The 10,691-nt window shown below is 71.1% G+C and carries 9 protein-coding genes and 1 riboswitch; of the genes, 2 read left to right on the top strand and 7 right to left on the bottom strand.

Annotated elements, in window-relative coordinates:
• From BBH68_RS21305 to BBH68_RS21280, 6 genes are all read right to left on the bottom strand, one after another.
• Positions 1-672, bottom strand: a 672-nt coding sequence (locus tag BBH68_RS21305; RefSeq protein WP_245738198.1) for an ABC transporter ATP-binding protein, incomplete at its 3' end; no start/stop codon positions are given.
• On the bottom strand, positions 669-1,643 hold the full coding sequence (locus tag BBH68_RS21300) for an ABC transporter permease (RefSeq protein ID WP_076970734.1): 975 nt from the start codon (positions 1,641-1,643) through the stop codon (positions 669-671). The genes BBH68_RS21300 and BBH68_RS21305, both read right to left, overlap by 4 nt.
• A 155-nt stretch (positions 1,644-1,798) precedes the next feature.
• Entirely contained in the window at positions 1,799-3,595 is a 1,797-nt protein-coding gene (locus BBH68_RS21295) for an ABC transporter substrate-binding protein (protein WP_065964938.1), read from the bottom strand.
• Positions 3,596-3,726: 131 nt separating this feature from the next.
• Positions 3,727-4,731 (bottom strand): ABC transporter permease, encoded by a 1,005-nt coding sequence (locus BBH68_RS21290; RefSeq protein WP_065964937.1) that lies wholly within the window; start codon positions 4,729-4,731, stop codon positions 3,727-3,729.
• Positions 4,732-5,055: 324 nt separating this feature from the next.
• Positions 5,056-5,829, bottom strand: a complete 774-nt coding sequence (locus tag BBH68_RS21285; RefSeq protein WP_065964944.1) for an enhanced serine sensitivity protein SseB C-terminal domain-containing protein — start codon at positions 5,827-5,829, stop codon at positions 5,056-5,058.
• A gap of 143 nt (positions 5,830-5,972) precedes the next feature.
• On the bottom strand, positions 5,973-6,839 hold the full coding sequence (locus BBH68_RS21280; protein WP_245738197.1) for an enhanced serine sensitivity protein SseB: 867 nt from the start codon (positions 6,837-6,839) through the stop codon (positions 5,973-5,975).
• A gap of 236 nt (positions 6,840-7,075) precedes the next feature.
• Between BBH68_RS21280 and BBH68_RS21275 the strand changes: the two genes are divergently transcribed.
• Positions 7,076-8,221: a hypothetical protein gene (locus tag BBH68_RS21275; RefSeq protein WP_065964935.1), complete on the top strand. Its 1,146-nt coding sequence runs from the start codon at positions 7,076-7,078 to the stop codon at positions 8,219-8,221.
• 86 nt (positions 8,222-8,307) lie between these two features.
• Here BBH68_RS21275 and BBH68_RS21270 read toward each other — a convergent pair whose 3' ends face one another.
• Positions 8,308-9,012, bottom strand: coding sequence for an AAA family ATPase (locus BBH68_RS21270; RefSeq protein ID WP_079151122.1), 705 nt, complete (start codon positions 9,010-9,012; stop codon positions 8,308-8,310).
• A 218-nt stretch (positions 9,013-9,230) separates the two neighbouring features.
• Positions 9,231-9,341, top strand: a riboswitch (glycine riboswitch).
• Positions 9,342-9,523: 182 nt separating this feature from the next.
• On the opposite strand from BBH68_RS21270, the gene gcvT reads away from it, so the two are divergent.
• On the top strand, positions 9,524-10,678 hold the full coding sequence (gene gcvT / locus BBH68_RS21265; RefSeq protein WP_104531365.1) for a glycine cleavage system aminomethyltransferase GcvT: 1,155 nt from the start codon (positions 9,524-9,526) through the stop codon (positions 10,676-10,678).
• Positions 10,679-10,691: the final 13 nt, after the last annotated feature.

Here is a 10,691-nt window from a genome sequence, read left to right as displayed (position 1 = left end):
GACGTCCAGGGCGGTGGTCGGCTCGTCGGCGATCAGCAGCTCGGGGTTGTTGACCAGGGCCATCGCGATCATGGCGCGCTGCCGCATACCGCCGGAGAACTCGTGCGGGTAGCTGTCCACCCGCTTGTCGGGCTGGGGGATGCCCACGCGGTCCAGCAGTTCGATGGCGCGCTTGCGGGCCACGTCCTTGGTGACGTCGTGGTGCACCCGGTACGCCTCGGCGATCTGGCGGCCGATCGTGTAGTACGGGTGCATCGCGGACAGCGGATCCTGGAAGATCATCGCCATCTCGCGGCCACGCAGCTTGCGCACCTCGTCCGGGTCGGCGCCCAGCAGCTCCTGCCCGTTGAGCCAGATCTCGCCGGAGATCCGCGGTTTGCGCCGGCCGTACTGCCCGGCGGTGTGCAGGCCCATGATGCCCAGCGAGGTGACGGACTTGCCGGAGCCGGACTCGCCGACGATGCCGAGGGTCTTGCCCTTCTCCAGCCGGAAGCTGAGCCCGTCCACGGACTTGACCAGGCCGTCGTCCGTCGGGAAGTGGACCTTGAGGTCGCGCACCTCGAGGAAGGCGGTGGGGGCGGGGGAGCCGGCCGCGGCCACCTCGCCGGGCGCCGTGCCGGTGGCCGGCAGCGGCTCACCGCCGGTCTTCTCGGGCTTGTTCAGGTCGGTCATCCGAGCCTCACTCGCGGGTCGACGACGGCGTACAGAAGGTCCACGATGAGGTTGGCCACCACGATGAACAGGGCGGCCATCAAGGTGACGCCGAGGATGACCGGCAGGTCCTTGTTGCTGATCGCGGTCACCGCGAGCCGCCCGAGGCCCGGCAGGTTGTACGTGGTCTCGGTCAGCACCGCGCCGCCCAGCAGGGCGCCGAGGTCCAGGCCGAGGAGGGTGAGGATGGGCGTCCAGGTGGAGCGCATGGCGTGCCGTCCGATCACGACCCGCTCCCGCAGACCCTTGGCGCGGGCGGTGCGGATGTAGTCCTCGCCCATGATCTCCAGCATGGTGGCGCGGGTGAGCCGGGCGTAGGTCGCGGCGTAGAGGAAGGCCAGGGTGATCCAGGGGAGCACCAGGCTCTGGAACCACACGCCCGGGTCGTCGCCCAGGCTCTTGTAGTCCACGTCGACCCAGTTCAGTTGGTAGCTGAACACGGCCAGGGAGAGCAGACCCGTGAAGTAGATGGGCAGCGAGACGCCAGCGAGGGCGACGCCCATCGCGGCGCGGTCCCACAGGGTGCCCCGGCGCAGCGCGGAGACGACGCCGGCGGCGACACCGCCGACCAGCCAGAGCACACAGGCGCCCGCGGCGAGCGAGAGGGTGACCGGCATGGCGTCGGTCAGCTGCGGCCAGACCGCCTGCTCGGTGCGGAAGGAATAGCCGAAGCAGGGCGCGGGACAGTGGGTGACATCGTTGCCGTTGGCGTAGTCACGGCCGACGAACAGTCCCTCGATGAAGTGCCAGAACTGCACGAGCAGCGGATCGTCGAGGCTCAGCTTCTGTCTGATGCCCTCGATGGCCTCCGGGTCGGACTGTTTGCCGACGAAGAGGAGCGCGGGATCGGAACCGGCCCACTTCGGAATCATGAAGAAGATGGCGAAGGTCGTGAGTGTGACGACCAACAGCATCATGATGACGGCGAACAAGCGCCGGATGAGATAAGCAAGCACTGCGCGCGGCCCGGCGGTGGTCCGGGAGCCCCCGATCAGGGGGCTCCCGGACCACCGTCCGCGGCCATCACCTGCCCTTCGGGCCTATCGAGATCGGCGATGGTGGGGTGTGACGGTCGCTTGGCGGACCATCACTTGACGACGCCGAGCTGGGAGTAGTCGTAACGGCCGTTGTAGGCCCCCGACGAGAAGGCGTTCGTCAGCCGCGAGCTGCGCCAGGTGATGTTCTTCTCGTAGAGGAAGGGCAGCTGCACGGCCTTGTCGGCGATGGCGTGGTTGATCTTCTTGTAGATCTCGCCGGCCTTGGCCGGGTCGGTCTCCTTCAGCGCCTCGTCGAAGTACCCGTTGATCTTCGGGTCGTTGGTCTCGGAGACGTTGTAGTTACCGGTCTGCTGGATGAAGCGGCCGTCGATCAGCGGCTGCTCGAAGCCCTGGCCGGTCGGGAAGTCGGGGCCCCAGCCGGTCATGGACAGACCGTAGCCGCGCTTCTTCATCACCTCGGGGGAACCGGTGATGCTCGCCGAGGAGGCGCCGTCGATCGGCTCCACGCTGAGGGTGATGCCGACCTGGCCCAGAGACTCCTGCATCGTCTCGGCGGCCTTGACCTCGTTCGGCTGGTCGGTACGGGCGACGATGTTGGTCTTGAAGCCGTCCGGCTTGCCGCACTGCTTCAGCTCGTCCTTGGCCTTGGCCCGAGCCGCCTTCATGGCGTCGTCGTACTTCTTGCCGGTCTTGCTGGTGCGCTCGAGGATGCCGTACGGGTCGTAGTCGTCCGAGCCCGCGATGCTCTTGGGGAGCATGTTGGGGGCGATGTCACCGCCGGCCTGCGGGCCGCCGCGGGTGGTCTGGAGCGCCTTGTAGTCCGTGGCGTAGAAGACCGCCTTGCGGCAGTGGATGTTGTCGAACGGCTTGACCTTGGTGACGAAGTCGACGTACCGGACGAAGCTCGTCGGAATGTTGTCGACATTGCCCTTGTGCTGCTTGATCGCGTCGCTGCGGCCGGCCTGGCTCATGCCGGTGGCGCTCAGGAAGACGTCGTAGTCGCCCTTGATCAGCCGCTGGTCGATGGCGTCCAGGTTGGAGTTGAGGTCCACCGTGATCTTGTCCGGCAGGGCCAGACGGATCGGGTCGGACTTCTTGTTCCACTTGGTGTTGCGGACCAGGACCGCGCCCTTGCCCGGCTTGTACGACTCGACCTTGTACGGGCCGGAGGAGAAGGGCCGGTTGGTGTACCGGGCGCCGGTGTCCTTGTCGGCCTTGACCGGGGAACCGGTGGGCATGGCCAGCATCTGCTCGAAGTCACCGTTGGGCTCGGGCAGGTGGAAGATGATGGTCTTCGCGTCCGGCGTCTCGATCGCCTTCAGGCCCAGCTTGTCCTTGGTCTTGTCCTTGTACGGGCCCTTGTACTCGCCCTTGGGGTCGAGGACCTGGCGCAGATAGGCCGGGCCGCCGGAGACGACGTCCTTGGCCCAGATCCGCTCGATGCCGTACTTGATGTCCTGGGCGGTGATCGGCGAGCCGTCCTCCCAGGTGATCCCGTCACGCAGGGTGTAGGTGTAGGTCTTGCCGCCGTCGGTGATCTTGGCGTTGGAGGTGGCCAGGTCGGGGACCAGGGTGTTGGCCTCCTTGCCCGGCTTCGGCGCGTAGGTGATCAGTTGTCGCGTGTAGAACCGGGCGAAGTCCCAGGCGAAGCCGTAGTACTGGCGCTGCGGGTCGAGCGAGTCGAAGTCCTGCTTGTTGACGAACTTGAGCGTGCCGCCCGTCTTGGTCGACTTGTTGGCGATGCCCGTCACCGCGGCGTTGAAACCGGCGCCCTCGCCCTTGTCGTCTTTGGAACCGCCGCCACAGGCCGCGGTGGCCATCAGGGCACCGACGGCGACCGCGGCACCGGCGATCCGCCTGCTTCTCGACGAACGTAGGGGTTTCATTGTTTCCTGCAACCTCCGGGATATCGGTCCTTGGCACGGCGCCGGAGAACCTTCGGGTGACCGCCGCCTGACAGGTGCGGCAGGGGCGGACTCGTATCGGTGCGGCTGGTCCGCGGTCGCGCGGTTCGCCGTCAACGCGTCCCCTTCGGGTCGAGGGCGTCACGGACGCCGTCGCCGAAGAGGTTGAACGCCAGCACGGTGATGAAGATCGCCAGACCCGGGATGATCATGAACATCGGGTCGTCCTGATAGGTGCCGACGGCATCGGAGAGCATCTGCCCCCAGGAGGCGGTCGGCGGTTTCACGCCCGCACCCAGGAAGCTGAGCGCCGCCTCGGTCAGGATGTTGGTGGGGATCATCAGCGTGGCGTAGACGGTGATGGGCGCGACCAGGTTCGGCAGCAGCTCCCGGAAGAGGATGTAGCGCCGTCCCGCGCCCAGGCTGCGCGCCGCCTCGATGTACTCCTTCTCGCGCAATGAGAGCGTCTGGCCGCGCACGATGCGGCCGACGTACGGCCAGCCGAAGAAGCCGATCACGGAGACCAGGATCGCGATGCGCACCCCGCTGCCGCTCAGCCCCAGCAGGTCGTTCGGGAGCACGGAGACCAGGGAGATGATGAACAGCAGCTGCGGGAAGGCCAGCAGCATGTCCATCGTGCGGCTGATAACGGTGTCAATCCAGCCGCCGAAATACCCGGCGATGATGCCGAAGACAGTCCCCAGGGCGACAGCGACGACCGCGGCGAGGAAGGCCACCAGCAGGGAGATCCGCGCGCCGTAGACGATCCGGCTGAAGACGTCGCGGCCGTTCGACGGTTCGACTCCGAAGAGGAATTCGGAGCTGATGCCGCCCATCGACCCCTTGGGGGTGCCGAACAGCGGGTCGATCTCCTCCTGGTGGAACTCGTTGGGCGGGTGCCCCAGCACACTCACGATCAGCGGCGCGAAGATGGCCACGAGGACCAGGAAGAGAACCACGGCGCCGCCGGCCAGCGCCAGCTTGTCCCGCTTCAGGCGCGTCCAGGCGATCTGACGCAGCGACCGTCCTTCGACCGATGCCTTGACTGCATTCGCCGCGACATCGACGGACGCGACGGGTTCCGCGTCCTTGGTCGTGCCGTGCAATGGTGCCGTCATCGTGGTGGGGACCCCTCTCGACCGGTGGTGACCGGCCCACGATCCGCCGCTGTAGCGACGTGGTTCACAACGCAGGTGAAAGTCGTGCTCGTGGTGCGGTGGTTTGGTGGAGGTGACGCGCGCTACCCGCAGGTACGGACACCTCTTGTTGCGGGAGTCTTCATCGCGTCTGCGATCAGCCGCCAGTGCATCCGGGCAATGGATGCCTAACCGTGATGTGGTGAGGGGTGTTCCGTTATCCGGACCGCGGCTCCGCTCAGCGGTACGCGGCGTCCGGTGACAGGGTGTTCAAAGTGTGTGTAAAAAAAGGGAGTTGAGCGCGCGCTACCAGGCGCTGGGCGCGGGTCCCGACTGGCGGCCGCCGTGCGGGGGCGGGTAGCCGTAGCCGTACGAGGGGGCGGACGGGGGCGCGCCGTAGGCGGCGCGGTCGAAGAACGGGCGGGCGTTGACCCGCATCCACATGGCGACCGGATCGTACTCGTCGGACAGCGCGACCGTGGAGACCGGCAGCCCCTCGGGGACCGCCGTGATCGACTGGCTCATCATCACCCGCGCGGCCTCGACGGACGCGGGCGCGGCGTCGTACAGGTCGAGCCCGATCGCCAGATACGGCGCGCCGAGCGCGGGCTGCACCCAGGCCCGGCGCAGCGAGCGCACCGCGGGGGTGCGGTGCGCGTTCTGCCCCAACAGGGCGTAGAACTGGGGGATTTCGATGGCGGGCTCGCCGATCCGCAGCGGCCCGGCGGGGAGCCGGTCCAGGCCGCCGGCGATTCTGCGCAGATCGAGCCAGGGGATGCCGACGCCGCCACCGGGGGCGTGCGGGTTGAGCCACAGGCCGTAGCGGTCGGGGAAGAGGGAGGCCGCGATCTGGCGGCCGCTCACCACCTCATGGGCGCGGTTCCAGCCGCTGGCGGCGAGCTCCTGCGCGGAGGTCACACAGGGGGCGTAGCCGAGCCCCTCGACGTCCATGTTCCCGTACTGGGCGTCGGGCGAGCCCGGGGTGCCGTGCCACAGCAGCATCCAGACCTGGCCGTCGGCGAGCGCCTGCAACAGCGACTCGTAGGCGTCGTACCGGCCGGGAGCGACCTGCCGCAGCATCCGCTCCACGTGGCCGCCTCCCGCGCTCACCTGGGTCCGCCCCTCTCTCGGCCTGTCCACACCGCTGCCCAAGGGCGCGCCCACGCGCGCGCCACCGGCCATCCAACCAGCTTACGGGCCCTTACAGTGGTCTCCCGGGCGACTCAGCGGTCACGGTCGTAGAACGGTCGTACCCGCTCCCGCATCCAGTCCGCCACCGGATCCTGCGCGATGTCCAGCAGAACCAGCTGGACGGTCCACGGCACCGGCACGGCGCCGAGCGCCCGCCCGAGCGCGTCCACGGCCGTGGCCTGGCTCTCCGGGCCCGGCAGGTCCAGCTCGACGCCGACGAACAGCGCGGGCTGCTCCCCCTCGACGCTGGCCAGCGCGCGCCGGGCGGTCCGCACCCCGGCCACCTTGCCGAACTCGAGCCCGGCGGCCGCCAGGAAGTCGACCGGCTCGTCCTGCCAGTCCGGCTCGAAGAGACGCACCCGGCCGCCGGTGGCCGGGCCGTCCAGTTCGCTGCGCCCGGTCCGGCACAGCTCGGCCACGGCGGGCGGCGGGAGCGGGACGCCGACCGCGCCGCCGGGGTTCACGGCGATGCCGAGCTGGGGCGGCAGGCCGCGGGCGAACTCCACGGCCGGGGCGACGGTGAACGGCATATGGACGCCGACGACCTGGAGGAACTGCTGTTCGGAGCTGAACACCGGGACGTACGCGGCGCCCTCGATCTCCACGGTGGGCAGGTCGAGTCCATTGCTGTCCGGGCCGCCCCCGTTGGGCAGCGGCACCCAGACCTGACTGCGGGACAGGGTCTCGACGATGCGGGCGCCGGCGCCGGGGACGTCGACCGAGGCGGCGAGCACCTCTTCGAGTTCATTGCCCGGGAACGCCGAAGGGGCCGCAGGGGCGGGGTGGGCGGCCTGGTCGAGATGAGGGGGATAGCCGGAATGGTCGGGGAACGCGGGAAACGCACCGTCAGGAAACCCGCCGTGAGCCGGTGCTGGACCGTGCTGCTCCGGGATGCTCATCTTCGTCCAACCGCCATCTCGTCCGACCTGCACAGGCACCCTAACGGCTGTACGGCCGGGCGGCATCGGGGGCCGTCGATCTCCACAGCAAATTCCCAGGTCGACGGCGCGATCCCGGTTGATTCTTTATCACCTACGACCGCTTCTGACCGTAATCGACAAGTTGCGCTCGGTTTGCGTCTTTCGCAGCGTGGTGTCGCGTACGCCCGTACCTCACCACAGCGAAGGAAGGTCTCATGATCCGCGTGTCCCGCAAGGCCGATGTCCTCGTCTCCTCCGTCCTGGCCGGCTCGCTCCTGTTCGGCGCCGCCGGCCTGGCCGCCGCGGCGGCCGACGGATCCGGGGGCACGGCCGGCGCCCCGGCCCCCACCCCCGCGGCGCTCGCCGACACGAGGCTGAACCCGGCCCAGACCCAGGCGCTGCGCGACCTGCGTGTCCTCCTGGAGCGGGTGACGGAGCTGGCGCGGGCGGTGGAGGAGGCGCCCGGCGGGGTGCTCTCCGACGAGGAGCTGATCAAGCACGCGACGGCGATCGACAGCGCGGTGAAGGCCGTCCGCGAGTCGGCCGACAAGGCCGGCGCCCCGCGGGCCGCCGCGCACCGCCGGGGGCAGGCCCAGGACCCGACGCCTTCGCAGGGCTCCGGCGAGGGCCAGGCTCAGGGCCAGGGCCAGGATCAGGGCCAGGATCAGGATCAGGGGCAGATCACCGTGCCGCCGCAGGCCGCCGGGGAGGGCGGGGCCGTCGGGGAGGGCGGGGCCGTGATGCCTCCCTTCGCCGCCCAGCCGAGGCCTTCGGACATCTCGACGGACCCGCTGGACGCGCTGCAGCGGGCGATCGACGACCTGCTGGACGCCGTCGCGGCCGGCGACTCGAACGCGGCCACCGTGGCGATCCCCCGCATCGCCGACGCGATCGTCGGGCTGATCGGCGCCGTCGTCGGCCCGCTCCCCGGGCGGGACTTCCCCGTGATGCCCCCGCTGCTGCCGTTCCCGGACGAGGCGACGAGCCTCGCCGAGGACGCGTCGGCCCTCGCCGCCAAGCCCACCGAGCCGGCGGCCGCCACGCAGCCGGGCACCCCCGGGACCGGTGCCCCGGAGCTCGGCGCCGCCAAGCCCGACACGGCGAAGCCCTCCCCCAAGCCCCACACCGACAAGCCCGGCAAGAAGACGGGCAAGAAGACGTCCGAGAAGCCGGCCAAGAAGCCCACCACGAAGCCCGCCAAGAAGCCCGGGAAGAAGACCGCCGAGAAGCCCACCACCACGGCCGCCACCCCGCTGGCCGCCCCCGGCTCCGCGCCCGGGGCGGCCGACGACTCCGTGGCCCCCATGCCGCTGCCCCACCCGGTGGACGCGGACGGCGCCGGGGCCGACGCGCGCCCCTGACGGCGACGCCCCGCCGCGCCGCCGCCCGCCCGCCGGCCGGCCATGCAGCCAGCCGGCCAGTTCGGTCGAAGGCCGGCCGGCTCGGCTCAGTCGAAGCCGATCCGGCGCAGCGCGCTCGCGGCCGTCCGATCCAGCAGCGCCACCGAGGCGCAGCCTTCGGGCGGCCGCCCGCCCTCCGCGGTCGCGACCAGCCGCCCCACCGCGCGGCGGTGCCGACCGAAGGCGTAGCGGGAGACCACCCGGCCGCGGGCGGTCTGCCCCTCCAGCGCCACCGCGGCGTCCACGTCGAGCAGCACCATGTGCAGCCCGCGGCCGGTGCGCCGGGCGTCACGGGCCAGCCAGCGGCGGACCCAGGGGAGCGTGCCGCAGTCGTGCACCACGAGGCTGGCCCCCGAGCGCAGCGCCCGGCGCAGCCCGGCGTAGTGGGCGCAGCGCACCAGCGGCCGGTAGAGGGCGTACGGCAGCCAGTGGGGCATCCGCCGCTCCCAGCGCTCGCGGGTGTCCTGCGAGTCGACCCGCAGCACCGCCCCGCCGCGTTGGTCCAGGCGGGGCACGGCGCGGTCGATCATGGTGCTCTTGCCGCTGCCGGGCAGTCCCGAGGCGACCACCACATCGCCGGCCCGGTAGCGCAGCTCGCGGGCGCCGGGCCGCGCGGCGCCGCCGTCGCCGCGCAGGTCCTGGACGGCCGCCGGGCACCCCGGTCTGAGCGCTCCCCCGGTCGGCACCGCCCCCTGCGTCACCGGCAGGGGCCCACATGTCGTCGCGTACGTACCCTGCCCCTGCACCGTGATCGTCCTCCTAGGTCCGGTCACTGCGGCTCGTTCCCGAAGAGTGTCAAGAAAAGGTAATGTCCAGCAAGGTGGTACTGCCGTGGGCTGGGCCTCTGATCCCTGTGCATCGGGGTTTCGCCCCGTGGTGAGCCGGGTCCGGGCCGGGGTTCCGCCCGAGCGGGTCTTCCCTTCTCGGGCGTACGTGCGATGATGTTGCGCGCAACTCCATACCGGCCGCTTGAATCCGCGCGGGAGAGTCCTCGGCCACCGGCAGCAGTGCCGGCCGTCCGGGGCGCCGAAGGAGCAAGTCCTCCCTTGAATCTCTCAGGCCCCGATACCGCGCGGGCGAGGCAGATCTGAAAAGCGAGCCGCTGGCGTGGCTCCACCCACGGTGCAAGCCGGACCGCTCTTTGCGACGACGCCCCCGGCGTCGGGCGGAAGGAGGGTCACGGCGAACCTCTCAGGTTCCGATGACAGATGGGGAGGACAGTCCTCGTCGTCCCCGTCACCGTCCCGCCCTGGAGCCAGCCCCATGACCGACGCCCCCCTGACCGGTGCCCCCGTGACCGACGCCCCGCCCGCCCCCCGCCGTACCGCGCTGGACGCGCTGCACCGCGCGCTCGGCGCCACCATGACCGACTTCGCCGGCTGGGAGATGCCGCTGCGCTACGGGAGTGAGCGCGACGAGCACACCGCGGTGCGCACCCGCGCCGGCCTGTTCGACCTCTCCCACATGGGCGAGATCACGCTCACCGGCCCGGAGGCGGGCGCCGCCCTGGACCGCGCGCTGGTGGGCCATCTGTCGGCGCTCGCCGTCGGCCGCGCCCGCTACACCATGATCTGCGACGCCGAGGGCGGCATCCTGGACGACCTGATCGTCTACCGCCTGGCCGAGCAGGAGTTCCTGGTGGTGGCCAACGCGGGGAACGCCCAGGTGGTGCTGGACGCGCTGACCGAGCGCGCCGCGGGCCTGGAGGCGGCCGTACGGGACGACCGGGACGCCTACGCGCTGATCGCCGTCCAGGGTCCGGCCTCCCCGGCGATCCTGCGCGAGCTGACCGACGCGGACCTGGACGGCCTCAAGTACTACGCGGGCCTGCCGGGCACCGTCGCGGGCGTCCCGGCGCTGATCGCCCGTACCGGCTACACGGGCGAGGACGGCTTCGAGCTGTTCGTCGCCCCGCACGACGCCGAGCGGCTGTGGCGGGCGCTGTCCGAGGCCGGTGCGCCGGCCGGGCTGGTCCCGTGCGGGCTGTCCTGCCGGGACACGCTGCGCCTGGAGGCCGGGATGCCGCTGTACGGGCACGAGCTGACCCGCGCGACGACGCCGTTCGACGCGGGGCTCGGCCGGGTGGTGAAGTTCGACAAGCCCGGTGACTTCGTCGGCCGCGCGGCGCTGGAGGAGGCGGCGCGGCGGGCCGAGACCGACCCGCCGCGGGTACTGGTCGGCCTGGTCGCGGCGGGCCGCCGGGTCCCGCGCGCGGGGTACGCGGTGGTCGGCGCGGACGGCGCGGTGATCGGCGAGGTCACCTCGGGCGCGCCCTCGCCCACCCTCGGCAAGCCGATCGCGATCGCGTACGTGGACGCCGCGCACGCCGCGCCGGGCACGCCGGGAGTGGCGGTGGACATCCGCGGTACCCATGAGCCGTACGAGGTCGTGGCCCTCCCCTTCTACAAGCGGCGCTGAGCGCTCTGCGGGC

Source organism: Streptomyces sparsogenes (assembly GCF_001704635.1).
GTDB classification, from domain to species: domain Bacteria; phylum Actinomycetota; class Actinomycetes; order Streptomycetales; family Streptomycetaceae; genus Streptomyces; species Streptomyces sparsogenes.
This window is presented reverse-complemented; position numbering and strand designations above follow the sequence as displayed.

Bases quoted from the DNA above. Each gene is read 5' to 3' on its own strand.
- BBH68_RS21290 (WP_065964937.1), bottom strand. From the start codon at position 4,731: ATGACGGCACCATTGCACGGCACGACCAAGGACGCGGAACCCGTCGCG.
- BBH68_RS21280 (WP_245738197.1), bottom strand. From the start codon at position 6,839: ATGAGCATCCCGGAGCAGCACGGTCCAGCACCGGCTCACGGCGGGTTT.
- BBH68_RS21285 (WP_065964944.1), bottom strand. From the start codon at position 5,829: ATGCTGCGGCAGGTCGCTCCCGGCCGGTACGACGCCTACGAGTCGCTG.
- BBH68_RS21275 (WP_065964935.1), top strand. From the start codon at position 7,076: ATGATCCGCGTGTCCCGCAAGGCCGATGTCCTCGTCTCCTCCGTCCTG.
- BBH68_RS21295 (WP_065964938.1), bottom strand. From the start codon at position 3,595: ATGAAACCCCTACGTTCGTCGAGAAGCAGGCGGATCGCCGGTGCCGCG.
- gcvT (WP_104531365.1), top strand. From the start codon at position 9,524: ATGACCGACGCCCCCCTGACCGGTGCCCCCGTGACCGACGCCCCGCCC.